Origin of the sequence: Streptomyces xanthophaeus (assembly GCF_000725805.1) — a bacterium.
In the GTDB taxonomy this organism is placed as follows: domain Bacteria; phylum Actinomycetota; class Actinomycetes; order Streptomycetales; family Streptomycetaceae; genus Streptomyces; species Streptomyces xanthophaeus.
The window spans coordinates 58,697-82,138 of the sequence record NZ_JOFT01000014.1; the positions used below are offsets into that span (position 1 = coordinate 58,697).

20 protein-coding genes are annotated in these 23,442 nt (G+C 72.3%); 10 read left to right on the forward strand and 10 right to left on the reverse strand.

From position 1 onward, the window contains the following. The first annotated feature begins 27 nt into the window (after positions 1-27). Positions 28-750 carry a hypothetical protein gene (locus IO30_RS0109135; protein WP_031141110.1) on the forward strand — a complete coding sequence of 241 codons (723 nt, stop codon included), beginning with the start codon at positions 28-30 and terminating at the stop codon, positions 748-750. Next, complete coding sequence (locus IO30_RS0109140; protein ID WP_037893553.1) at positions 738-2,030, forward strand: sensor histidine kinase; 1,293 nt, start codon at positions 738-740, stop codon at positions 2,028-2,030. The genes IO30_RS0109135 and IO30_RS0109140 overlap by 13 nt, the downstream gene beginning before the upstream one ends. Positions 2,031-2,123: 93 nt before the next feature. On the opposite strand, the gene IO30_RS0109145 is transcribed toward IO30_RS0109140, so the two are convergent. Next, positions 2,124-4,205: a PhoX family protein gene (locus tag IO30_RS0109145; RefSeq protein ID WP_031141114.1), complete on the reverse strand. Its 2,082-nt coding sequence runs from the start codon at positions 4,203-4,205 to the stop codon at positions 2,124-2,126. 317 nt (positions 4,206-4,522) lie between these two features. Between IO30_RS0109145 and IO30_RS46315 the strand changes: the two genes are divergently transcribed. After that, positions 4,523-5,464, forward strand: coding sequence for a hypothetical protein (locus IO30_RS46315; RefSeq protein WP_157853171.1), 942 nt, complete (start codon positions 4,523-4,525; stop codon positions 5,462-5,464). Further along, the gene (locus IO30_RS46320) at positions 5,461-6,096 is read left to right on the forward strand and encodes a VWA domain-containing protein (protein ID WP_107065115.1); all 636 of its coding nucleotides are present in this window, start codon (positions 5,461-5,463) and stop codon (positions 6,094-6,096) included. The genes IO30_RS46315 and IO30_RS46320 overlap by 4 nt, the downstream gene beginning before the upstream one ends. Positions 6,097-6,160: 64 nt before the next feature. Here IO30_RS46320 and aspS read toward each other — a convergent pair whose 3' ends face one another. Then, entirely contained in the window at positions 6,161-7,978 is a 1,818-nt protein-coding gene (gene aspS / locus IO30_RS0109160; protein WP_031141118.1) for an aspartate--tRNA ligase, read from the reverse strand. Between the two features lie 136 nt (positions 7,979-8,114). Here aspS and IO30_RS0109165 point away from each other — a divergent pair, with 136 nt between their 5' ends. Then, positions 8,115-10,388 carry a SpoIIE family protein phosphatase gene (locus tag IO30_RS0109165; RefSeq protein ID WP_031141120.1) on the forward strand — a complete coding sequence of 758 codons (2,274 nt, stop codon included), beginning with the start codon at positions 8,115-8,117 and terminating at the stop codon, positions 10,386-10,388. Between the two features lie 127 nt (positions 10,389-10,515). Here the strand turns inward: IO30_RS0109165 and IO30_RS0109170 are convergent, their stop codons facing one another. Beyond that, positions 10,516-11,475, reverse strand: a complete 960-nt coding sequence (locus IO30_RS0109170) for a pirin family protein (protein ID WP_031141122.1) — start codon at positions 11,473-11,475, stop codon at positions 10,516-10,518. A 137-nt stretch (positions 11,476-11,612) separates the two neighbouring features. On the opposite strand from IO30_RS0109170, the gene IO30_RS0109175 reads away from it, so the two are divergent. After that, the gene (locus IO30_RS0109175) at positions 11,613-12,125 is read left to right on the forward strand and encodes a hypothetical protein (RefSeq protein ID WP_051859356.1); all 513 of its coding nucleotides are present in this window, start codon (positions 11,613-11,615) and stop codon (positions 12,123-12,125) included. 198 nt (positions 12,126-12,323) lie between these two features. On the opposite strand, the gene IO30_RS0109180 is transcribed toward IO30_RS0109175, so the two are convergent. After that, the gene (locus tag IO30_RS0109180; RefSeq protein WP_031141127.1) at positions 12,324-13,292 is read right to left on the reverse strand and encodes an ArsR/SmtB family transcription factor; all 969 of its coding nucleotides are present in this window, start codon (positions 13,290-13,292) and stop codon (positions 12,324-12,326) included. Positions 13,293-13,312: 20 nt separating this feature from the next. Then, positions 13,313-13,771, reverse strand: a complete 459-nt coding sequence (locus IO30_RS0109185; protein ID WP_031141129.1) for an SseB family protein — start codon at positions 13,769-13,771, stop codon at positions 13,313-13,315. 173 nt (positions 13,772-13,944) lie between these two features. Here IO30_RS0109185 and IO30_RS0109190 point away from each other — a divergent pair, with 173 nt between their 5' ends. From IO30_RS0109190 to IO30_RS0109200, 3 genes are all read left to right on the forward strand, one after another. Then, positions 13,945-15,771, forward strand: coding sequence for an acyl-CoA dehydrogenase (locus tag IO30_RS0109190; protein ID WP_031141130.1), 1,827 nt, complete (start codon positions 13,945-13,947; stop codon positions 15,769-15,771). 145 nt (positions 15,772-15,916) lie between these two features. Beyond that, positions 15,917-16,651 (forward strand): hypothetical protein, encoded by a 735-nt coding sequence (locus tag IO30_RS0109195; protein ID WP_031141132.1) that lies wholly within the window; start codon positions 15,917-15,919, stop codon positions 16,649-16,651. 101 nt (positions 16,652-16,752) lie between these two features. Then, positions 16,753-18,054, forward strand: a complete 1,302-nt coding sequence (locus IO30_RS0109200) for a M18 family aminopeptidase (RefSeq protein ID WP_031141134.1) — start codon at positions 16,753-16,755, stop codon at positions 18,052-18,054. Between the two features lie 51 nt (positions 18,055-18,105). On the opposite strand, the gene IO30_RS0109205 is transcribed toward IO30_RS0109200, so the two are convergent. The 3 genes from IO30_RS0109205 to IO30_RS0109215 form a co-directional block, all read right to left on the reverse strand. Next, complete coding sequence (locus tag IO30_RS0109205; protein WP_031141135.1) at positions 18,106-19,950, reverse strand: NHL domain-containing thioredoxin family protein; 1,845 nt, start codon at positions 19,948-19,950, stop codon at positions 18,106-18,108. Between the two features lie 166 nt (positions 19,951-20,116). After that, complete coding sequence (locus IO30_RS0109210) at positions 20,117-20,647, reverse strand: DUF4240 domain-containing protein (RefSeq protein ID WP_031141137.1); 531 nt, start codon at positions 20,645-20,647, stop codon at positions 20,117-20,119. Positions 20,648-20,675: 28 nt separating this feature from the next. Then, positions 20,676-21,476 (reverse strand): ATP-grasp domain-containing protein, encoded by an 801-nt coding sequence (locus IO30_RS0109215; protein WP_031141139.1) that lies wholly within the window; start codon positions 21,474-21,476, stop codon positions 20,676-20,678. Positions 21,477-21,507: 31 nt separating this feature from the next. Between IO30_RS0109215 and IO30_RS0109220 the strand changes: the two genes are divergently transcribed. After that, a complete protein-coding gene (locus tag IO30_RS0109220) occupies positions 21,508-22,014 on the forward strand; it encodes an LURP-one-related/scramblase family protein (protein ID WP_031141141.1) in 507 nt (168 codons plus the stop codon). A 3-nt stretch (positions 22,015-22,017) separates the two neighbouring features. On the opposite strand, the gene IO30_RS0109225 is transcribed toward IO30_RS0109220, so the two are convergent. Then, positions 22,018-22,539: a hypothetical protein gene (locus IO30_RS0109225; protein ID WP_031141143.1), complete on the reverse strand. Its 522-nt coding sequence runs from the start codon at positions 22,537-22,539 to the stop codon at positions 22,018-22,020. 65 nt (positions 22,540-22,604) lie between these two features. Then, on the reverse strand, positions 22,605-23,387 hold the full coding sequence (locus tag IO30_RS0109230; RefSeq protein ID WP_031141145.1) for a carbon-nitrogen family hydrolase: 783 nt from the start codon (positions 23,385-23,387) through the stop codon (positions 22,605-22,607). Between the last annotated feature and the right edge of the window lie 55 nt (positions 23,388-23,442).

The window sequence follows — 23,442 nt, forward strand, 5'->3', positions numbered from 1 at the left end:
GGCCGCCCGCCGGGAGAGCATCGGTACATGCACCGCACCCCGGCCGCGTTCGTCCTCGCCGCCGTTCTGGCCGCCGTTCTGGCCGCCTCGGCCGGATGCGCCGACGTCGAGGGGCTGAGCAGCGAGGGCGACCTGGGCACGGTGCACGCCCCGCAGACCCTGTGGAAGAACATCCGCCCCGCCCCTCCCGAACCGGGCCAGCAGCCCGGGACCGCCGCCGTGGTGCCTGGGCTTCCCAAGCCCGCGGACCGGACCGTGCGCGGGGTCGACGCCCTGGACGTCGTACGCGCCGACATCGGGGCCGCCACCGCCCAGGACGGCGGGACCGGCCGGCTCGTCGACCCCCGCGCCGTCCAGCGGCTCGCACTGTGCACACAGGCTGTGGACGGCGGCCCCGACTGCCCGGTCCGCCCCCGCGTCCTGCACGACCTGACGGGCGACGGCCGCGAAGAGCTGATCACCGCCCTGGACATCGACGGACGCCTCAGCGAACTGCGCGTCTACACCGTCCAGGACGACGGCAGCATCGCCCGGATCCTGTCCCGGCGCGCGGTGCTGGAGGGCGTGGAGGTGGCCGCCGAGCACCTGGCCGTCCGCGAGCCCACCTCGAACCCCGCGTACGTCGCCGTCTCCGACTACGTGTGGGACCCCGAGGCCAGGATCATGAACCTGGAACAGCTCACGCTCGACGAGTGCCGCACCGTCGCGGACGGCCCCCTGGGCGCGGACGGGGCCCGATGCGCGCACTGAGCAGCCTGCGCTGGAAGATCGCCCTGACCACCACGATGGTGTGCTGCACCGTCGCCGCCGTCCTGGGCATCCTGGTGCACAACGTGGTCGCCCGGCAGGTCGTCGGCGAGGTCCGCAAGGAGGCGGAGGCGGACCTGGAACACGCCGTGGGCCACTACGAGTACGGCACCGCGCACGGCGACGTGGACGTCGCCCTGGACCCGCCCGACCTGCCGCAGCAGCTCCGCGAGCTGGTCGCCCGCGGGATGACCGGCAGCATGGTGGGCGAACGGCGGGACAAGCCCGTCATGTGGGCGGCCGGACCCGCCGACGGCACGGCCCTGGCCGTGTGGATCCCGTACGGGGACACCCGGGCGCGGCTTCGGGACATGGACACCGCGATCCTCGCCTCGGCCGCGCTCGCCGCCGGGATCGTGGCCCTGGCGGGCCTGTTCCTCGCCAACCGGATCAGCCGGCGCCTGACGGCCACGGCCGCCGTGGCCCGCAGGATCAGCGCCGGGGACCTGGACGCCCGGGTGGGCCTGCCCGCCGACGGCGACGCCGCGGACCGGGCGCACGGCACGTCCCCGTCCCGCGACGAGGTGAGCGACGTGGCCCGCGCCCTGGACTCGATGGCCGCCTCGCTCCAGGAGCGGCTGGAGGCGGAGAAGCGCTTCACCGCGGACGTGGCGCACGAGCTGCGCACGCCGCTCACCGGCTCGCTGGCCGCGGCGGCCCTGCTGCCGGAGGGCCGCCCCAAGGAGATGATCAACGACCGGCTCAAGGCCATGCACCTGCTCACCGAGGACCTGCTGGAGATATCCCGGCTGGACGCGGGCGTGGAACGGGCCGACCTGGCCCGCGTGGAGCTCGGCCGGGCGGTGGAGCGGGCCGTCGCGGGGGCGCGGGTGGCCGCTTCCGTCAGCGTGGTGCGGGACGCGGTGGTCCTCACCGACCGGCGCCGTCTGGACCGGATCCTGACCAATCTGCTGGTCAACGCGGACAAGCACGGCCGGCCGCCGGTCGAGGTGAGCGTGGAGGGGCCGGTCGTGGTGGTCCGCGACCACGGGCCCGGCTACCCGCCCGAGCTGATCGAGCAGGGGCCCCAGCGGTTCCGCACCGGGGACCCCGGACGGGGCCGCGGCCACGGGCTGGGCCTGACGATCGTGGCCGGCCAGGCGGCGGTACTGGAGATCACCATCGGCTTCGCCAACGCGCCCGACGGAGGCGCGGTCACCACGCTGCGGCTGCCCGTGGGACGCCTGACGGAGCCGGACCCTCCCGCGGGGGACGGCCCGTGAAGGACGGCGGGCCGCGCCGCGCGTGCACGGGTGCACGCGGAGCACGGCCCGCCGGACGCCGCGGGTGAGCGGCGCAGCGGTCAAAGCGACCGGTCAGACACCGATGTTGCGGCCGTCCTTGCGCCACACGGACACGACCGCCGGACGGACGATCTTGCCGGGGCCGTCGGGCCACACCGACTGCGGCTTCTCGACGGAGGCTCCGTCGATCTCGCCCGGGTGCTGCACGGCCACCAGGACCCGCTTGTCCTGGATGAGCGGGCCGCAGGTCTCGGCGCCGCGCGGGACGGTCAGGAACTGCTTGAGCTCGCCGCGGCGTTCACCGGCGGTCGCGACGCCGAACAGGCCGTCGTGGGAGCCGAGCTGGTTGCCGTCCGTGGAGATCCACAGGTTGCCGTGCGGGTCGAACGCCACGTTGTCCGGGCAGGAGATCGGGCTGACCTTGTCCTTCGGGAATCCCGCGAAGTAGGTCGCCGGGTCGTTCGGGTCACCGGCCACCAGGAACAGCCTCCAGGCGAAGCCGTCGCCGGCCGGGTCGTCGAAGTTCTCGGCGAGCTCCAGGATCTGGCCGTGCTTGTTCAGGTTGCGCGGGTTGGCCTCGGTGGCGCCTTCCTTGCCCGCCTTGCCCCGGTCGGTGTTGTTGGTCAGGGCGACGTAGACGCGGCCGGTGCGCGGGGAGGGCTCGACGTCCTCGGGGCGGTCCATCTTCGTGGCGCCCACCTTGTCGGCGGCCTGGCGCGTGAAGACGTAGACCTCCTCGGCGGTCATGCCCTCGACGTGCGAGACGTTGCCCGTGGCCAGCTTGATCCACACGCCGGAACCGTCGAACTCGCCGTCGTCGGGCAGCTTGCCCGACCCGTCGAGGGCCGCGGCGGGGGAGTCGCCCGTGAGCTTGGCGACGTACAGGGTGCCCTCGTCGAGCAGCGTGAGGTTGTGCTCCTTCGCCGCGCGCGAATCGCCCTTCTTCATCTGCTTCGACGAGACGAACTTGTAGAAGTAGTCGAAGCGCTCGTCGTCGCCCATGTAGACGACCGGACGGCCGTCCTCGGTCAGGCGGGGCTGGGCGGCCTCGTGCTTGAAGCGGCCCAGCGCGGTGCGCTTGCGCGGGACGGAGTGCGGGTCGTACGGGTCCAGCTCGACGACCCAGCCGAAGCGGTGCGACTCGTTGGGCTCCTGCGCGACGTCGAAGCGCTTGTCGAACCGCTCCCACTTGCGCTCGGAGGCACCGGTGGTCATGCCGTAGCGCTTGAGGCGGGCGGCCTGGACGGGGTCGGTGACCTGGCCGGCGTTGGCGAAGTACTGGTTGAAGTTCTCCTCGCCGTGGAGGGTGGTGCCCCACGGAGTGGTGCCGCCGGCGCAGTTGTTGAGGGTGCCGAGCACCTTGGTGCCGGTGGCGTCCACGGAGGTCTTCAGCAGCGCGCCGCCCGCGGCCGGGCCGGTCATCTTGAACTCGCTGGTGGCGGTGAGGCGGCGGTTGAGCTGGTGGCGGGTGACCGCGGTCAGCTTGCCGCTGCGGTGGTCCTCCTGGACGACGACCACGGACAGGCCGTGCGCGGCCCAGGCGATCTCGACCTGCTCGCGGGTGGGGTTCGCCGGGTCGTAGCCCTTGAACATGAGGATCTCGTCCGTGTACTCGTGGTTGGCCACGAGCAGCTGCTGGCGCTCGTAGCCGCCGCCGAGCGGGAGCAGGCTGAGGAAGTCGTTGTTGTACCCGAACTGCCCGGCCTGGGCGGCGGCGGTCTGCTTGTCCGGGTTGAAGCCGGGGGCGCCCTTGATGATCGGCTCGCCCCAGCGGATGACCACGTTCTGCTCGTGGCCCTCGGGGACGGTGACCTTGTCGTCGGTGTTGGGCGCGACCGGCTTGAAGCGCAGGCCGCGGGCGGCCTGGCCGGCGTCCTTGGCGCCGGAGGCGGCCTCGGTGGCGTTGGCGCTCTGGCCGCCGGAGCCGGCGCCGAGGGTGACGGCGGTGCCCGCGGCCGTGGCGACCGTGACCACGGCGGCCGAGCGCAGCATCGAGCGGCGGGAGTACGCGCGGGCGATGACGTCCCCGGCGTACTCGTTGTCACTGGTGTTGGGCACCTCGTGGAAGCAGGCGTCGCCGCAACGGTAGCGACAGGTGAGAGCGGAACGGCCGCCCCCATGCGGGTTGCCTATGAGCGGCAGGAGCTTGCGCACGAGTGTCCTCCGAGTAGCTGCGTGGGCGCCGACAACCTGTCGGAACGATCCAGCGGTGACGCTAGGCGCGGGTTGCGCCGATGCGGCGGCGCGCGGATGAACGATCGGTGAACCCGGCACGGCGGGCGGACAGTTCGGCGCGGGTGCGGCACCCGCTGCGGGGCCGGTGCGGCGGCATCCGGAGGCCGGACACCACGAAAGGTGCCCCTGCCGAAGATCCAGCCAGGCGGCCGATAACCTTACGTGTCCACTCTGGGCAGGGATCATCCGCGCAGCACGGACAAATGACGTACACACTCATGCGAAAGGCCTGGCCCATGGGTATTCGGAGCTTGTTGCGCAAGGTGTTCGGACGGTCTGCGGAAGCCGTTCCGGAGGCTTCGGACGCCCATTCCGCGGGCCTCCCGAGCCAGGCGGAACGCACCCCGCTGGACGCGGCGGCGGAACTGGTCGCGGCGTCCTTCGACAATCCGACGGTTCCGCCGCAGTCCACTCCGCGGGACCGTGAGCCGGGGACGGTCCTCACCGCTCCGGCGCCGCCGGCCGACCCGACGGTCCCGGAGGCCCGCCGCGCCCCGGCGGAGCCGAAGCCGTCTCCGGCCGAGCCGGTTGCCGCCGAGCCGGTTGCGGTAGAGGCCGAGCCTGCTCCGGCCGAGCCCGTCGCCGAGGCCGTTGCCGTCGAGGCCGAGCCGGTGGCCGCCGAGGCCGTTGCCGTCGAGGCCGAGCCCGTCGCGGAGGCCGAGCCGGTCGCCGAGGTCGTGGAGCCCGTTGCCGCCGAGGCGGAGCCGGTCGCCGAGGCCGAGCCCGTGGCGGAGGTCGTGGAGCCGGTTGCGGTCGAGGCTGTTGCCGAGGCGGAGCCCGTCGCGGCCGAGCCCGTTGCGGAGCCCGTTGCAGTCGAGGCTGTTGCCGAGGCGGAGCCCGTCGTCGCCGAAGCCGTTGCCGTCGAGGCCGAACCCGTCGCCGAGGTCGTGGAGCCCGTTGCGGTCGAGGCCGAGGCCGAGCCGGTTGCGGCCGAGCCCGTGGCCGTCGAAGCCGAGCCCGTCGCCGAGGCGGAGCCCGAGCTCGTCGCCGCCGAAGCCGAGCCCGTCGAGGCCGTCGCCGAGGCCGAGCCGGTTGCGGCCGAGCCGAGCCCGAGCTCGTCGCCGCCGAAGCCGAGGCCGTCGCCGCCGAAGCCGAGCCCGTCGAGGCCGATCCGGAGGCCGTCACCGAGCCTGTCGCCGTCGAGGGCGGCGGGCCCGCGCTCGCGCCGGCCAGGGTGAAGCGGGAGGCGCCCGGGATCGCCGGGGCGTACAAGGCCGCCGGGCAGGTGCTGCGCAGCAAGGGCAAGGCCGGGGCGCGCGCCAAGGTGTACCTCGTCCTGGACCGCTCCGGCTCGATGCGCGGGTTCTACAAGGACGGCAGCGCCCAGTACCTCGCCGACCACGCCCTCGCCCTGGCCGCGCACCTCGACGAGCAGGCGACCGTGCACACGGTGTTCTTCTCCACGGAGCTGGACGGCGCCGCCGACCTGACGCTCGCCGCCCACGAGGCCGGCTGGGTGGAGGCCCGGCACGCCGAACTCGGCCGCATGGGGCGCACCAGCTACCACGTGGCCGTGGAAGCGGTCGTCGAGCACTACCAGAAGGACGGTGGCGAGGGCCCGGCCCTGGTCGTCTTCCAGACCGACGGCGCTCCCGACAACCGCCAGCCCGCCAAGGCGGCCCTGGCCGAGGCGGCCGCCACCGCACCCGGCATCCACTGGCAGTTCGTCGCCTTCGGTGACCACGACGCCAAGGCCTTCGACTTCCTGCGCAAGCTGGACGCCGAGAACGCCGGGTTCTTCCACGCCGGCCCGGCCCCCGCCGAGCTGACCTCCGCCGCCCTCCTCAAGGGCGTCCTGGAGCGTTTCTAGTCCGCAGCAGCACGAAGGGCCCGGGATCCACTGGATCCCGGGCCCTTCGTCACGTGCGGCCCGACTAGCGCGCGGCGTCCGGGTGGACGGCCTCGGCGACCGGCTTGGCCTCCGACGGCTTCGTCTCCACCGGCTTGCGCAGCGCGATGTTCAGCTCGCGCAGACGGGACTCCTCCAGCACCGTCGGCGCGCCCATCATCAGGTCCTGCGCGTTGCCGTTGAGCGGGAAGGCGATGGTCTCGCGGATGTTCGGCTCGTCGGCCAGCAGCATCACGATGCGGTCGACGCCCGGGGCGATGCCACCGTGCGGCGGGGCGCCGAGGCGGAACGCGCGGAGCATGCCCGCGAACTCGCGCTCGACGGTCTCGGCCTCGTAACCGGCGATCTCGAAGGCCTTCAGCATGACCTCGGGCTCGTGGTTGCGGATGGCGCCGGAGGACAGCTCGATGCCGTTGCAGACGATGTCGTACTGCCAGGCCAGGATGTCGAGCGGGTCCTTCTCCTCCAGGTCCTTCATGCCGCCCTGCGGCATGGAGAACGGGTTGTGGGAGAAGTCGATCTTGCCGGTCTCCTCGTCCTTCTCGTACATCGGGAAGTCGACGATCCAGCAGAAGCGGAAGACGTTCTCCTCGAACTGCCCGGCACGCTTGGCGGCCTCGACGCGGACGCCGGACATGATCTTGGAGACCTCGTCGAACTCGCCCGCGCCGAAGAACACGGCGTGACCGGGGACCAGGCCCAGGCGCTCGGTGAGGACCTTGAGGTTCTCCTCGGTGAGGAACTTGGCGATCGGGCCCGTCAGGCCGCCGTCCTCGCCGACGCGGACCCAGGCCAGGCCCTTGGCGCCCAGCGAGATCGCGTACTCGCCGAGGCCGTCGAAGAACTTGCGCGGCTGCGCGGCGGTGTCGGGGACGGCCAGCGCGCGCACGTGCTTGCCCGCGAAGGCCTTGAACTCCGAGCCCTCGAACACGTCGGTGATGTCGACGAGTTCCAGCTTGGCGCGCAGGTCGGGCTTGTCGTTGCCGTACTTGAGCATCGACTCGCGGAAGGGGATCCGCGGGAAGGGGGAGGTGACCTCGCGGCCGCCGCCGAACTCGGTGAAGAGCTCGGTCATCAGGCGCTCGATCGGCTGGAAGACGTCCTCCTGCTCGACGAAGGACATCTCCACGTCGAGCTGGTAGAACTCGCCCGGCGAACGGTCGGCGCGGGCGTCCTCGTCGCGGAAGCACGGCGCGATCTGGAAGTACCGGTCGAAGCCGGAGATCATCAGCAGCTGCTTGAACTGCTGCGGGGCCTGCGGCAGGGCGTAGAACTTGCCCGGGTTCAGGCGGGAGGGGACCACGAAGTCACGGGCGCCCTCGGGGGAGGTCGCGGTGAGGATCGGGGTCGCCATCTCGTTGAAGCCGAGGGCCACCATCTTGTGACGGATCGCGGCGATGACCGCGGACCGCAGCATGATGTTGCGGTGCATGCGCTCGCGGCGCAGGTCGAGGAAGCGGTACTCCAGGCGCCGCTCCTCGTTCACACCGTCGTCGGTGTTGATCGTGAAGGGCAGCGGGGCGGCCGCGCCGAGCACCTCGACGTCGGAGACCTCGATCTCGATCTCGCCGGAGGGCAGCTCGGGGTTGACGTTGTCCGCGCCGCGGGAGACGACCTTGCCGTCGATCCGGACGACGGTCTCCTTGGAGACGCTGCTCAGTGCCTCGTTCGCGGCGGTGCCGGGCCGGGCGACGAGCTGCGTGATGCCGTAGTGGTCACGCAGATCGATGAAGAGGATGCCGCCCAGGTCTCGACGGTTGTGCAGCCAGCCGCTCAGCCGGACGTCGGAGCCGACGTCAGAGGCGCGGAGCTCGCCGCAGGTGTGGGACCTGTACCGATGCATCAGTCATCCAGTTCTTCGCGATACCAGGGTGGATTCAACCCTCACAAGGTTACCGTCCGGGCGGGGGGCCGGTCGGGCACGCCCGCCGGGCCCGCTGGAGAGGCACCACGGGGGGATGACCTGTAAAGATGACCAGGTGCGCACCGAGGACGTCCTGGCCGCCATCGCGACGGGCCTGTGGCGGTGGGACAACGCCTCCGGGACGGTCACCCTCGACGGCGAGGCCGCCCGGCTGCTCGGGCTGCCCGCGGAGCCCGTGGTGCTGCCGGAGGTCGCCGTGCGCTCCCGCTTCCACCCGGTGGACTGGAACGAGATCAACGGGATCGTCACCCTCGCGGTGGCCGAGGGCACCCTCGCCGAGGCCCGGCTGCGGATCATGGACGAGGACGGGCGGGTGCTGCGGACCGTACGCAGCCGCTCGAAGCCGCTGGAGAACCGGACCGCCGACGGGCGCGTGGACTACGAGCTGCTCGGCACGATCCAGGAGATCGCCGAACCCCAGCCCGGCACCACGGCCGTGCACACCCCGATCACCGGCGACTGGCGGCGCTCCCGCGAGGCGTTCCTGCTGGACGCCGGCCGGGCCCTGGCGGAGGCCCGGTCCACGGCCGAGGTGCTGCGGGTCGCGGCCTCGCTGTCCATGCCCGGCTTCAGCCCCGACGGACTGGCCGTCTTCGGCGTGGCCGGGGAGCGGCTCTCGGTCATCGGGCACCACGGGCACGGTCCCGGGGACGAGGGCCCGTTCGCGGAGATGCGGCTGGACACCGACTACCCGGCCGCGGAGGTCGTCCGTACCGGCCGGGCGATCTACCTGCCCACCCCCGAGGACTACAAGCGGCGCTTCCCCGCCACCTGGCCGCTCGCGCAGGACTTCGGGCGGGTGTCCTGGGCCTTCCTGCCGCTGATCGTGGCCGGGCGGACCATGGGTGCCTGGATGGCCGCCTTCAAGCACCCGGTGTCCTTCTCCCCCGACGAGCGGTCCGTCCTGACGACGGTGGCCCGGATGCTGGCCCAGGCCCTCCAGCGGGCCGGGGTGGCCGAGTCCGAGCGGGAGCTCACCACCGGTCTGCAACGCTCGATGATGCCGCAGCTCGGCCCGGAGATCCCCGGCATGACGATCGCCGCCCGGTACGTCCCGACCGGCGGCGGCCTCCAGGTCGGCGGTGACTGGTACGACATGATCCCGCTGCCCTCGGGCCGGTTCGCCCTGGTCATCGGGGACGTGCAGGGCCACGACGTGCGGGCGGCCGGGCTGATGGGCCAGCTGCGGATCGCGGTGCGGGCGTACGCCTCGGAGGGCCACCGCCCCGACGCGGTGCTCTCCCGCGCCTCGCGCTTCCTCGCCGGACTGTGCTCCTCGCAGGAGGGCGACGCGTACGGGGACGACGGCGCGGACAGCGGCGCGGGTGCGGGCGCGGGCCCCGGTGCGGACGCGGACGCGGACGCGGACTTCCGCAGCCCGCGCTTCGCGACCTGCCTGTACGTGGAGTGCGATCCGCAGACCGGCGTGCTGGAGGTGGCCCGCGCCGGCCACCCCGACCCCGCGGTCCGGATGACGGACGGCACCGTCCTGATGCGCCCCACCGCGGGCGGTCTGCCCCTCGGGATCGTCCCCGACACCGACTACCCGACGACCCGGTTCACCCTGGAACCCGGCGAGACGATGATGCTGTGCACCGACGGGCTCATCGAGACCGGCGGGCACGACCTCGACACGGGCTGGGCCCGGCTGCGCGCGGTCCTGGAGTCCGAGACGCCCGGCGCGCAGGACCGGGGGCCCGGGCACGGGCAGCCCGGTCACGCCGAGTCAGCGCGCCCCGAGCCCGGGCACCTGGAGAAGCTGGCCGACCTGCTGGTCCAGGCCGTGCACGGCCCGTCCTCGCACCACACCACCGGTCCACTGGCCGACCGGCGCGAGGACGACATAGCCGTGGTCCTGCTGTGGCGCGAGAGCGCGGACTGCGGGTGCGGCACCCCGCAGCGCCCGTCGCGCCCCGCGCGCCGCACCATGCTGACGGTGGCCCAGGCGGAACCGGAGCGGATCGCGGGCGCCCGCCGGCAGGTCCGCGAGCTGCTGCACGACTGGGCGGACGCCGAGCAGGTGGACTCGGCGGTGCTCATGGTCTCCGAAATGGTGACGAACGTACTCATGCACACGGACGGCGACGCGCTGCTGGTGGCCGAGGCCGTGGGCGAGCTCGGCGAGCGGCGGCTGCGCATCGAGGTCGCGGACGCCAGCGACGAGCTCCCGCACAAGCGGCAGCCGGGCGAGATGGCCTCCAGCGGCCGCGGCGTCCTGCTGATGGAGATGCTCGCCGACACCTGGGGCGTGGATCCGCGCGGCGAGGGCAAGTCCATCTGGTTCGAGCTCGCCGAGCAGTCGAAGGCGGATCCCGACCCGCTGGACTGACCGCGGCGGCCTTCGGGGTGGTCCCGGACTGCGGGCCCGGTACGCCGCCCTGGCGCCCGGGCCCGTGCAGGAGACCTGACGGCTCCCTGCTGCTGCCCGCCGTTTCCTGCTGTGCCTGCTGTGCCTGCTACTTCGTCCGCGCGGTGGTGGGTACGGTGCCCAGCCGGCCCGCCTGGAAGTCGTCGAAGGCCTGCTGGAGTTCGTGCTTGCTGTTCATCACGAACGGCCCGTAGTGCGCCATCGGTTCGCGGATCGGACGCCCGCCGAGGATGACGACCTCCAGGTCCGGGCTGTTCGAGTCCTGCGAGACGTCCGCCCGCACGGTGAGCGAGCCGCCCTCGCCGAAGACGGCGGTCTGCCCCGTGTGGACGGGGCGGCGCTCCTCGCCGACGGAGCCGCGCCCGGCCAGGACGTAGACCAGGGCATTGAAGTCCTCGCGCCACGGCAGGGTGATCTGAGCCCCCGGGGTGACGGTCGCGTGGACCATCGTGATCGGGGTGTGGGTGATGCCCGGGCCCTCGTGGCCGTCGAGTTCACCGGCGATCACGCGGAGCAGGGAGCCGCCGTCCGGGGTGGACAGCAGCTGGACCTGGCCGCCGCCGATGTCCTGGTAGCGCGGGGGCATCATCTTGTCGGAGGCCGGGAGGTTCACCCACAGCTGGAGGCCGTGGAAGAGCCCTCCGGACAGGACCAGGGACTCCGGCGGGGCCTCGATGTGCAGGAGGCCGGAACCGGCGGTCATCCACTGGGTGTCGCCGCCGTTGATGATTCCGCCGCCGCCGTTGCTGTCCTGGTGGACGAAGGTTCCGTCGATCAGGTAGGTGACGGTCTCGAAGCCGCGGTGCGGGTGCCACGGCGTGCCCTTCGGCTCGCCCGGCGCGTACTCCACCTCACCCATCTGGTCCATCATGATGAACGGGTCGAGGTACTGGTAGTTGATCCCCGCGAACGCGCGGCGCACCGGGAATCCCTCACCCTCGAACCCACCGGGAGCGGTGGTGACGGCCAGCACCTTGCGCGGGACGACCGCCTGCGGCTCGGCCACACGGGGGAGCGTCAACGGGTTCTCAACAGTCACTGCGGGCATGGTCAGGACCTCCTTCTGCGTCGAGTTTAGTTGAAACTCGAACTTTCTGCCACACCTGCGCTCAACGGGAAGAACCCCGGGGTAATTCCCCGCCCGGACCCAACCCTTCGGCGGGACGCCGCGTCCTACCCAAGGTGATGGACCTCTTCAGCTTCGATGACGTCTCCAACGACGACGAGCAGACGGGAACCCGCAGGCAGGGACCCCTGTGGCGGCACGCCCTGGCCGCGGTGGCGATCACCGTCTGCGGACTCGGGTTCGGCTGGGCGGCCTCGGCCTGGCGGCTGGGGCCGCCCGAATACGGCATCCCCAGTGCCGCCCCCGGCTCCCCCTGGGCCCTGCTCGCCGTCTGCGGCGCCGTCGGACTGGCCGCCGCAGCGCTGCTGCGCGGCGCCTCGGCCCGGATCCCGGTCTACGGGCCCGGCCGCGTCGGCTTCGTCCTGGTGTTCCTGGGGACCCGGCTGGCCCTCGGCTTCCGCCCGGAGCCGGGCCCGCTGGCCGCCGGGGCGGCCGCCGTCCTGGCCGCCGCCGCGGCCTGGTGCGCCTTCGCCGCCTGGACCCACCACCGCGCGGGCAGCCCCGGCGCGGACGGCGCCGGCGCCCTGCGCCCCGGCGCGGACGGCCCCACCGGCGGTCCGGACCCCGCCTGAGGGGCAAGCATCCGCCCGGCCACGGCGCGCAGGGGTCCGCCGCCGCCGGGACCCCCGTGCCCGGCGGCGGCGGGGGGGGAAGGCCCCGCTGCCGCCGATGCTCCGCCGCCCGGGCAGCCGCCGCCATCCTTTCGGCCCTGCCCGAATCAATCGGCCGGCTCATCGGCCGGCTCCTCGGCCGGCCGGCCCGGGACCGGATCAGCCCCCGCTGCGCAGCAGGTCCACGCCCAGCCCGGTCGCCGCGTGCAGCACCGCCTTGCCGTCGCGCTCGGTGGTGATCAGGCCCGCCGCGCGCAGGGTGCGGGTGTGCTCGGAGACCGAGGGGAGGGAGATGCCCAGGTCACGGGCCAGCTCGCTGGTGCTGCGCCGGTCGGTCAGCAGGTGGAGCACGGCCGCCCGGGTCCGGCCCAGCAGGGCGTCCAGCGAGCCCTCGGCCCCGCCCGGGGAGACCAGCGGCAGGGGGGTCAGCGCCGGGTAGACCAGCACGTGCGAACCGTCCGGCAGACCCGCCAGCAGCGGGCGCCCGGTCCAGAACGCCGAGGGCATCAGGGTCAGCCCGCGCCCGCCCAGCACCGCCTCGAAGTGCGGCCGTCCGGACACCTCGAAGACCGTGCCGGTCCAGCGGGCCGCCGGGTGGGTGCTGGCCAGGGCCGCCTTGATGCCGTGCCCGGCCAGCAGCCTGGCCCGCCAGGCCACGTCCGCCCGGAAGGACTGCCGTATCCCGCCCCAGCGCGGGGCGATCACCGTCCGGTGCGCCGCCCTCAGCGCCCCGTCCAGCAGGGCCCAGGCCTCCCGGTCCTGCCCCCACAGGGCGCGCAGCCAGCCCCCGGGGTCGCCGCCGCTGCGGCTGCGGGCCACCGCCCGCGCGAGCTCCGCGTGCGCAAGGCCCCGCCCGGCCTCCCGTACGGCGTCCAGCGCCGCATCGAGGTCCCTTACGGGAGGTTCCAGGAAGCCGGGGTTGTCGCCGTCGGGCCGCAGCAGCTCCAGGAGCGGCAGGGCCTGCGGCGGGAGCTCGCGGGCCAGCCGGTGGCGCCAGCGGCCGAAGACGGCCGGTTCGTCGGTCCGCTGCCCGGCCACCAGGGCGAGGCAGAGCTCGACCAGCGGCATCGGTTCGGCGGCGAAGGTGACGTCGAGCAGGTCCTCCGCGCTGAAGTGCACCCTGAGCACGTCCCGCCCCCCGCCGGTCGTCAGCCGTACATGCGGCGCATGGCGTAGTCGACCATCTGCTCGACCGCCTTCGCGTCGAAGACCATGCGGTGGTCGCCCTCCATGTCGAGGACGAAGCCGTAACCGGTGGGCAGCAGGTCGATCACCTCGGCACCGGTGATCACGAAGTACTTGGACTCCTTGCCGGCGTACCGGCGCAGCTCCTTGAGCGTCGTGAACATCGGGATGACCGGCTGCTGCGTGTTGTGCAGGGCCAGGAAGCCCGGGGTGTCGCCGCGCGGGCAGTAGACCTTCGACGTGGCGAAGATCTGCTGGAAGTCCTCGGCGGACAGCGAACCGGTCGTGAAGGCCCGTACCGCGTCGGCGAGCGACGGCGGCGAGGGCTCGGGGTACAGCGGCTGCTCGCCGTACCCGCCGGCCATCTGCTGCGGGGCGGCGTACTGCTGCCCTGCGCTCACGTTCTGGTCGTAGCCGTACATGAGGCGAAGCCTACCGAGCGGCTCGGCGGGCCAGGCGCGCAATCGAGCCAGGCTTGATGCTGGTCACAGTCGGCGCGAAGGGTTGCGTCTTATTACCCGCGGGTAGCATCATGTCGTTACCGATTGGTATGTACGAGGAACCTGTCTCCCCGAGCCTTAACGGAGCCGTCGCCATGGGGCACTACAAGTCGAATCTCCGCGACATCGAGTTCAACCTCTTCGAGGTGCTCGGCCGCGACAAGCTGTACGGCACCGGTCCCTTCGAGGAGATGGACACCGAGACCGCCAAGAGCGTCCTGTCCGAGCTGGCCCGCCTCGCCGAGAACGAGCTGGCCGCCTCCTTCGAGGACGCCGACCGCAACCCGCCGGTCTTCGACCCGGCCACCAACACCGCGCCGGTCCCGGCCTCCTTCAAGAAGAGCTACGAAGCCTTCATGGACTCGGAGTACTGGCGCCTGGGCCTGCCCGAGGAGATCGGCGGCACCACCTCGCCCCGCTCCCTCATCTGGGGCTACGCGGAGCTGCTGCTCGGCTCGAACCCGGCCATCTGGATGTACTCCTCCGGCCCGGCGTTCGCCGGCATCCTCTTCGAAGAGGGCAACGAGGCGCAGAAGAAGGTCGCCCAGATAGCCGTCGAGAAGCGCTGGGGATCCACCATGGTCCTCACCGAGCCGGACGCCGGCTCGGACGTGGGCGCCGGCCGCACCAAGGCGATCGAGCAGGCCGACGGCTCCTGGCACATCGAGGGCGTGAAGCGCTTCATCACCTCCGGTGAGCACGACATGGAGGAGAACATCCTCCACTACGTCCTCGCCCGCCCCGAGGGCCACGGCCCCGGCACCAAGGGCCTGTCCCTCTTCCTGGTACCGAAGTTCCACTTCGACTGGGAGACCGGCGAGCTGGGCGAGCGCAACGGCGTCTACGCCACCAACGTCGAGCACAAGATGGGCCTGAAGGCCTCCAACACCTGCGAGATGACCTTCGGCGACCAGCACCCCGCAAAGGGCTGGCTGATCGGCGACAAGCACGACGGCATCCGCCAGATGTTCATGATCATCGAGTTCGCCCGGATGATGGTCGGCACGAAGGCCATCGCCACCCTCTCCACCGGCTACCTCAACGCGCTGGAGTACGCCAAGGAGCGCGTGCAGGGCCCGGACCTGGCCAACTTCATGGACAAGACCGCGCCCAAGGTCACCATCACGCACCACCCCGACGTGCGCCGCTCCCTCATGACGCAGAAGGCGTACGCCGAGGGCATGCGCGCCCTCGTCCTGTACACCGCCTCCGTCCAGGACGAGATCCAGGTCAAGCAGGCCGCGGGCGAGGACGCCTCCTCCCTCATCGGCCTGAACGACCTGCTCCTGCCGATCGTCAAGGGCTACGGCTCCGAGAAGTCCTACGAGCAGCTCGCCCAGTCCCTCCAGACCTTCGGCGGCTCCGGGTACCTCCAGGAGTACCCGATCGAGCAGTACATCCGCGACGCCAAGATCGACACCCTCTACGAGGGCACCACGGCCATCCAGGGCCAGGACTTCTTCTTCCGGAAGATCGTCCGCGACCAGGGCGCCTCGCTGAACGTGCTCTCCGAGACGATCAAGAAGTTCCTGGCCGAGGCCCCCGGCGGCGACGACCTCGCCCCGGCCCGCGACGCGCTCGCCAAGGCGGCCGTCGACCTGGAGGCCATCGTCGGCCAGATGATCGTCGACCTCACCGCCACCGGCGAGGACGTCAAGAACATCTACAAGGTCGGCCAGAACACCACCCGCCTGCTGATGGCCTCCGGCGACGTCGTCGTCGGCTACCTGCTGCTCAAGGGCGCCGCCGTGGCCGCCGAGAAGCTGGCAGGCGCCTCCGCCAAGGACGTGGCCTTCTACACCGGCAAGATCGCCGCCGCGAAGTTCTTCGCCGGCCAGGTCCTGCCCGGCGTCTCGGTCCAGCGCCAGCTCGCCGAGGTCGTCGACAACTCCCTCATGGAGCTCGACGAGGCCGCCTTCTAAGCAGCGCCCCGACGCGCCGCCCCGCACGACGGGGAGCCACGTACAGCAGCGGCCGGACCCTCCGCACGGGGGCCCGGCCGCTCACGTACAAGCCCCTGTCCTGCGACTTTCCCCGATGTCAGCCGTTCATGGGACGCTCGTACGCATGAGTCCACAGGATCAGCACGGCAGCAGGGGGTACTCCGTCCCGACCGGACGGCCGTACGCCCTCAAGGAGCTGCAAGCGAGCCTGGGCAGCCTCGGCGACCACCTCCGGGAGCTGTACGACGGCGCCCACCCCGCCGAGTACGACGGCATCGCCGACGCCCTCTACGTGGCCTTCCAGACCGCCGCCGGACTCGCCCCCGCCAAGAGCTACACCGGCTGCTCCCTCCACCCCAACGGCGCCCTCGACCCCGAGGCCCCCGACGGCTGGGGCCGCTGCCTCCTGTGCAACGACCGGCGCCGCCTCGGACTGCGCGGCACCGGCGCCCGCGCCGTCGCCGCCCCGCCCGCCGGGGAACAGCGCCGGCTCGGCTACCCCGTACCGGAACCCCCGTACAACCTCGACGTCCTGCGCACCTGGCTGCGCACCGTCGAGGACCAGCGCTTCCACCTGGGGCTGTCCTCGCCCGCCGAGGACTTCGTCCGCATCGCCGACGACCTGCACCGCGCCTTCATCGTCGCCCGCGAACTCTCCCGCCCGCGCAACGCCTCGGGATGCTCCGAGCACCCCGGCGCACCCATCGACCCGGACGCGCCCCCCGGCGAGGCCTGTATCTTCTGCGCCGGACGCAAGAGGCGCGCGCAGCGCTCCGCGCAGACCCCGGAGATGCTCCCGCGCATCCGCCGGGGCGAGCGCAGGCAGCTGCAGCGCAGATTCGAGCGTCCGCCGGGCTGAGAGTCGCACGGGACCGCAGATCACCACCCCCGCGGACCCGGACTCCTGCCATCCGCCGCAGTCCGGCCATGACGAACACGACCGTCGTTAAGGTGAACCACATGAGCTCTCCCGCCCGCTTCGACCGCGGCCACACCGACGATCTGATGACCTTTTTGACGGCCAGTCCGTCGCCGTACCACGCCGTGGCCAATGCGGCCGAGCGGCTGGAGAAGGCAGGCTTCAGGCAGTTGTCGGAAACGGACGCCTGGGATGCGGGAACCGGGGGCAAGTTCGTGCTCCGCGGCGGCGCACTCATCGCCTGGTACGTCCCGGAGGGCGCGGCCGCGCACACCCCCTTCCGGATCGTCGGTGCCCACACCGACTCCCCGAACCTGCGCGTCAAGCCGCTGCCGGACACGGGCTCGCAGGGCTGGCGGCAGATCGCCGTCGAGATCTACGGCGGCACCCTGCTCAACACCTGGCTCGACCGGGACCTCGGCCTCGCGGGACGGCTGACCCTGCGGGACGGCACCGAACACCTGGTCAACGTGGACCGCGCCCTGCTGCGCGTCCCCCAACTGGCCGTCCACCTCGACCGGTCGGTGAACACCGAGGGCCTCAAGCTGGACAAGCAGCGGCACATGCAGCCGATCTGGGGCCTGGGAGAGGTCCAGGAGGGCGACCTGATCTCCTTCCTGGAGGAGGAAGAGGGCCTGCCCCAGGGCTCGGTGGCCGGCTGGGACCTGATGGTCCACTCCATCGAACCCCCCGCCTACCTGGGCCGCGACCGCGAGCTCCTCGCCGGCCCCCGGATGGACAACCTGCTGTCGGTGCACGCCGGGGTCGCCGCGCTGGCCGCCGCCGCCTCCGGCGCGGGCGCCGGGAAGCTCGAACACATCCCGGTGCTGGCCGCGTTCGACCACGAGGAGAACGGCTCGCAGTCGGACACCGGCGCGGACGGCCCCCTGCTGGGCAACGTGCTGGAACGTTCAGTCTTCTCGCGCGGCGGCTCGTACGAGGACCGCGCCCGCGCCTTCGCCGGCACCGTCTGCCTGTCCTCGGACACCGGCCACGCCGTGCACCCCAACTACGCCGAGCGCCACGACCCTTCGCACCACCCGCGCGCCAACGGCGGCCCGATCCTGAAGGTCAACGTCAACCAGCGGTACGCGACGGACGGCAGCGGGCGCGCGGTGTTCGCGAACGCCTGCGAGCGGGCCGGAGTGCCGTGGCAGACCTTCGTCTCCAACAACGCGATGCCCTGCGGCACGACGATCGGCCCGATCACCGCCGCCCGCCACGGCATCCAGACCGTCGACATCGGCGTCGCGATCCTCTCCATGCACAGCGCGCGCGAACTGTGCGGCGCCGAGGACCCGTACCTGCTCGCGAACGCCCTGGTCGCCTTCCTCGAAGGCTGAGCCGACGGCCCCGCCTCCCCGGACGGGCGTCCGGGGAGGCGGGAGCAGCCCCTACGCTCCGGCGTCCATGCCCGCGAGGACGAGCGGCAGGCGGCTCGCGCCGTCCCCGGTCACCGTCACCGGGACGCCCCAGTCCTGCTGGTGGACGTGGCAGGCCGGGTACTCGTTCGCCGGGTCGTCATCGCAGGACGCCGCCATCGCCGAGACGTGCAGCACGCCCTCGGTGACCTCCGGGTTCAGCTCCAGGTCCCGGAACAGGTCCGTCCCGGCGCCCTCCCCGGCCACCAGCAGTTCGGGCGGGGTCGAGGACACCAGCAGCCGCGTCGAGGGCCCGTAGCGGGTGTCGAGCTTCTGCCCGGCCGGCGCCTGGAACACCACGTCCAGCCGCAGCGAACCGGCCGCCACCTCGGTCGCGGCCCGCTGCGTCCGGTGCGCCACGGAATCCACCCGCACCGCCTCCTCCGGGAGCCGCAGCCGGGTCAGCCGGTGCCGGGCCGACTCGACCACCACGATGTCCTCGCCCACCAGCACGGCGTCGCTCGGCTCGCGCAGATCGGTGGCGAGGGTCGAGACCTGGCCGGTGGCGGGGTCGTAGCGGCGCAGCGCATGGTTGTACGTGTCGCACACCGCGACCGAACCGTCGGGCAACGCGGTCACCCCCAGCGGGTGCTGGAGCAGGGCCTGGCCGGCGTCCCCGTCCCGGTGGCCGAAGTCGAACAGGCCGGTGCCCACGGCCGAGGTGACGGCGTACCCCTCCTCGGTCGCGTGCACGTACCGCAGGGCGCTCGTCTCGGAGTCGGCCACCCACAGCCGGTCCCCGGCGGCCGCGAGCCCCGAGGGCTGCGCGAACCAGGCCTCGGCGGCGGGGCCGTCGAGCAGGCCCTCGTTGGTCGTCCCGGCCGCGACCTCGACCGTCCCGGACTCCGGGTCCCAGGTCCACAGCTGGTGCACCCCGGCCATGGCGATCCACACCCGGCCCTGCCACCAGGCCACGTCCCACGGCGAGGACAGGTCCACCTCCAGCGCGGGCCCGGAGGTGGGCGAACCCTGCCACCACTGGCGCCCGGTCCCGGCGACGGTCTCGACGGCACCGGTGGCGGGGTCGAAGCGGCGCAGCGCGTGGTTGACGGTGTCGGCGACGACGACGCTGCCGTCGGGCAGCAGCGCCAGCCCCTGCGGCTCGCTGAAGCTGTGGGCGGTGAACCCGCGCTCCCCGCTGCCGATGCGCCGTACGACGCTCTCCCCGTCGGCGGCCAGCTCCACGAGCTGGTGCCGCGTGGAGTCCGACACCAGGAAGGTCCCGCCGGGCAGCGCGAGCGCCTTGCCCGGGAACCGCAGGTCGGTCGCCACCGGCTCGGGCGCCACGTACGGCCCGTCCCCGCGCCGCAGGGTCCCCTTGGCCTCGTGCTCGGCCTCCAGCTCCTCGACGAGCCGCGCGATGGCGTGCGCGTGCCCCTCGCCGGCGTGCTGCGCCACGATGTACCCCTCGGGGTCGATCACGACGAGCGTGGGCCAGGCCCGTACGGCGTACTGCTTCCAGGTCGCCAGCTCGGGATCGTCGAGCACGGGGTGGTGCACCTCGTACCGCTCGACGGCATCGACCACGGCGGCGTGCTCGGCCTCGTGCACGAACTTCGGCGAATGCACCCCGACGATCACGACGGTGTCCCGGTGCTTCTCCTCCAGCTCGCGCAGCTCGTCGAGGACATGCAGGCAGTTAATGCAGCAAAAGGTCCAAAAATCAACAACAACGCACTTACCTCGCAGGTCAGCGAGGGTGAGCTCCTTGCCTCCGGTGTTCAGCCAACCACCCTTGCCGATCAGCTCAGGGGCACGGACACGGGCACGTCGGCGGGGCGCGGGCGCAGGGGTGGGCGCCGGGGCAGCATCGTTCATGCTTCAAGCTTGCCATCCGCCCGTGAAGGCAGGATCACGCCCGTACGAAGCGCCCGCTCAGGGCATACGCTCCACGACGGCGGCCTCCGAGAACTGCCATGGTGCTCAGGTAGCAGTGTCGGTTCCCGCCGGCTCTGCCCAATGGATCTGGATGCGCTGGCCTGCGCTAGGCCTGCGCCCCGAAGAGGGCGCTCAGGCGGGGCAGGCGGGCGGCGGTCTCCGTCTCGTCGTCGAAGTCGAAGTCCCAGTCGGGGTCCAGCGGCGGATAGCTGATCGTGAAGGAGTCCGCGGGGAGTTCGTGGCCGGTGGCCGACTCGTAGGCGGTCCAGGCGATCGAGAGGGCCTCCTCGTCCCACAGCTCCAGCCCCTCCCGCGCAGCCTCGCGGACCGCGGGGTGGGCGGCCAGGGAGTCCGGGTCGGCCAGGGCCCCTTCGAAGGTCTCCTGGCCCTGGGTGAGCAGCCAGCCGCGGAAGTAGTCGAAACCGTCGTCCGAGCAGCCGCCGTTGATCAGGTAGGCCGCGGCCCACAGCGGGCTGCGGTAGGACTCCGCCAGCAGGTCCCACAGCACCTGCTGGGCCGCGGCCACCTCCGCCTCCGGCAGGCCGGCGAGCAACGCCGAGGCGCGCTCCGCCACCCGGTCCGCCTCCGCCTGCTCGCGGGCCGTCTCGATCAGCTTCCAGAACGTCTGCTTGTCCATGGCCCGAGCCTGGCATCCGGCTCTGACATCAGGTGAGGAAGGAGTGGAGGGATGCGGCGAGTGCTGTGACGAAGGCGTCCTGGACCCCGGTGGGGAGGAGGTCCAGGGAGAGGTACGGGTTGAGGTCCTCCAGCTCCACCAGCAGGAGTTCGCCGGAGGGGGCCCGGCAGGCGTCCACGCGCTGGATGCCGTGGCCGAGGGTGTTCCAGTCGATGAAGGTGCGGGCGAAGGCGAGGTCGGCCGCGGTGGGGGCGTACGGCTGGAGGTCCCAGCGGCGGGCCGGGTCCGGGGCGTAGAGCGCGTACTGGAAGGCGTCGTCGACGAAGTAGAAGGAGACCTCGTAGGCGAAGTCCACGCGCGGCTGGACGAGGATCTCCCCCGCCGGGCCGGACGGGGTCGCGGTGAAGGTGAGGCCGATGGAGTCCGCGCCCTGCTTGGGCTTGACGGCGTACTCGGCCACCTGGGGGAGTTCGGAGAGCCGGGCCGGGTCGTCGACCGTGGGGATGACCGGGTAGCCGGCAGCGGTCAGGTCGAGGAGGTACTGCTTGCCCGCCATGTCGCCGCGGCCCGTGAGCGGGTTGTAGACGCGGGTCCCGGCGGCGAGGGCGGCCTTCCGGAAGGCGTCGTAGGCCTCCTGGTAGTGCAGGACCGGCCCGCTGTTGCGGACGATCACCGCGTCGAAGCCGGGCATCAGGGCCTGGGCGTCGCCGGGGTGGCACAGGGCCAGTTCGAAGTGCTCCCGCAGGCGGGACGTGAGGAATATGTCCTCGTCGCAGTAGCGGCGCCCGCGGGCCGGGTACGCCAGGTCGGTCACGTAGAGCAGGGGCATGACGGCAACCTATCGCGGGCAGCGATCAGGCATGAAATACCTCGTTCGGGACAAAGTGCTTGCCATCGGCGACGACTACTGGATCGAGGACGAGGGCGGCCGGCCCGCCTTCCTCGTCGACGGGAAGGCGCTGCGGGTCCGGGACACACTGGAGCTCAAGGACCCGGAGGGCCGGATCCTGATCACCCTGCGGGAGAAGGTGTTCTCCTTCCGCGACGCGATGACCCTGGAGCGGGAGCGGGACGGCCGTCAGCTCGCGGTGATCCGCAAGAAGCGGTTCTCGCTGCTCCGCAACCACTACCGGGTGACGCTGCTCGAAGGCACCGAGGTCGACGTGAGCGGGCGGATCCTGGACCGGGAGTTCAAGGTCGAGTACGAGGGGGAGCTGCTCGCCCTGGTCTCGCGGCAGTGGTACCGGCTCCGCGAGACCTACGCGGTGGACGTGATCCGCGAGGACGCGGACGCGGCGCTGCTGATCGCGGTGGCCGTGTGCGTGATCCGGATGGCGGAGAAGGAGCGGGAGGACGACACCCCCTAGCAACTAGCCGGACGAGGCGACGGCCACGATGCCGTAGAGGGTCATCACGGCCGTGGACAGGGCGATCAGGCTCGCGCAGCCGGCCCGCACCCAGGCGCCCGACGGGCTGCGGCGCGGGTCGGCGCCGCGGGCCAGCAGCAGGAGCACGGCCGACGGGATCAGCAGGAACATGCCGACGAGGTAGAGGACCACGCCCGCGGGAATCAGGACGACGGCCAGCCACAGGCAGATCCGGCGGAACCCGACGCGGTTGCGGACCAGGACGGGCGCCATGAGCGCGAGGAACGGGAAGACGAACGCGCCGGTGGTGCCGACGCCCAGGCTCCAGCCGGTGGCGAGTGCGCCCAGCAGCAGTGCGACGCCCGCGATCGCACGCTGCAGGGCGTGCACGTCCGGGTCCGCCGGGGCCTCGTGCTGAGCCTGCAGCCGTTCCCGTACGCGGGCCTCCGTCTGCGCCCAGGTCTGCTCGGGCTCCTGCTCCCGCGCCTGCGCCCCGCCCTGGTCGGCTCCGCCTGCCGTCGCCATGGCCCTCACCCCATCCGGTCGTACAGGTGAGCGTAGACGGAGGCCGGAAGGGGCCCGGAAGGGGCCTACGCGCGGCCCAGGCGGCGGTCCTTCAGGGCCGGGAACTGCTCGCGGGTGTCGGGGACCTTCGCCGGGTCGAGTTCCACGGTGAGGACGTCCTCGCCCGGGCCCGCCTCGGCCAGGACCTCGCCCCAGGGGTCCACGACGAGGCTGTGCCCGGCCTGCTCGACGCCCGCGTGGGTGCCGGCGAGGCCGCACGCCAGCACGTACGACTGGTCCTCGACGGCGCGGGCGCGGCTCAGCAGGGTCCAGTGCGAGCGGCGGCGCGCGGGCCAGCCGGCCGCGACCACCATCGTGGTGGCCCCGGCGTCGACCAGGCCGCGGAACAGCTCGGGGAAGCGCAGGTCGTAGCAGGTGGCGATGCCGAGGGTCTGCTCCGGCAGGGCCACGGTGGTCAGGGAGTCGCCGGGCGACATGAGCACCGCCTCGCCCTGGTCGAAGCCGAAGCGGTGGATCTTGCGGTAGGTGGCCGCGAGCTCGCCCGTGGGGGAGATCACGAGGGCGGTGTTGTAGAGCGAGCCGTCACCGGCGCGCTCGACGACGGAGCCCGCGTGCAGCCAGACCCCGGCGTCCTGGGCGGCCTTGGACATGGCTTCGAAGGTGGGGCCGTCGAGGGGTTCGGCCTCGGTCTCGAACTGCTCGTAGGCGAAGGCGCCGACGGTCCACAGCTCGGGCAGGACCACGAGGTCGGAGTCGGCCTGCTCCCGTACGAGATCGGCCACACGGGCCCGTCGGGAAACCACCGACTCGGCCTCATTCACAGCGATTTGGATCAGCGAGGCGCGCACAGTACCACCGTCCTGGCATTCAAGCCGTCAACTCGGGCCTACGATCGTCACACGA

Excerpts from the sequence above, each read along its gene's own strand:
- IO30_RS0109210 (WP_031141137.1), bottom strand. The coding sequence starts at position 20,647 with ATGGACAAGCAGACGTTCTGGAAGCTGATCGAGACGGCCCGCGAGCAG.
- IO30_RS0109135 (WP_031141110.1), top strand. The coding sequence starts at position 28 with ATGCACCGCACCCCGGCCGCGTTCGTCCTCGCCGCCGTTCTGGCCGCC.
- IO30_RS0109175 (WP_051859356.1), top strand. The coding sequence starts at position 11,613 with ATGGACCTCTTCAGCTTCGATGACGTCTCCAACGACGACGAGCAGACG.
- aspS (WP_031141118.1), bottom strand. The coding sequence starts at position 7,978 with ATGCATCGGTACAGGTCCCACACCTGCGGCGAGCTCCGCGCCTCTGAC.
- IO30_RS0109205 (WP_031141135.1), bottom strand. The coding sequence starts at position 19,950 with ATGAACGATGCTGCCCCGGCGCCCACCCCTGCGCCCGCGCCCCGCCGA.
- IO30_RS0109140 (WP_037893553.1), top strand. The coding sequence starts at position 738 with ATGCGCGCACTGAGCAGCCTGCGCTGGAAGATCGCCCTGACCACCACG.
- IO30_RS46315 (WP_157853171.1), top strand. The coding sequence starts at position 4,523 with ATGGGTATTCGGAGCTTGTTGCGCAAGGTGTTCGGACGGTCTGCGGAA.
- IO30_RS0109185 (WP_031141129.1), bottom strand. The coding sequence starts at position 13,771 with ATGTACGGCTACGACCAGAACGTGAGCGCAGGGCAGCAGTACGCCGCC.
- IO30_RS0109200 (WP_031141134.1), top strand. The coding sequence starts at position 16,753 with ATGAGCTCTCCCGCCCGCTTCGACCGCGGCCACACCGACGATCTGATG.
- IO30_RS0109170 (WP_031141122.1), bottom strand. The coding sequence starts at position 11,475 with ATGCCCGCAGTGACTGTTGAGAACCCGTTGACGCTCCCCCGTGTGGCC.
- IO30_RS0109220 (WP_031141141.1), top strand. The coding sequence starts at position 21,508 with ATGAAATACCTCGTTCGGGACAAAGTGCTTGCCATCGGCGACGACTAC.
- IO30_RS0109215 (WP_031141139.1), bottom strand. The coding sequence starts at position 21,476 with ATGCCCCTGCTCTACGTGACCGACCTGGCGTACCCGGCCCGCGGGCGC.
- IO30_RS0109190 (WP_031141130.1), top strand. The coding sequence starts at position 13,945 with ATGGGGCACTACAAGTCGAATCTCCGCGACATCGAGTTCAACCTCTTC.
- IO30_RS0109195 (WP_031141132.1), top strand. The coding sequence starts at position 15,917 with ATGAGTCCACAGGATCAGCACGGCAGCAGGGGGTACTCCGTCCCGACC.
- IO30_RS0109225 (WP_031141143.1), bottom strand. The coding sequence starts at position 22,539 with ATGGCGACGGCAGGCGGAGCCGACCAGGGCGGGGCGCAGGCGCGGGAG.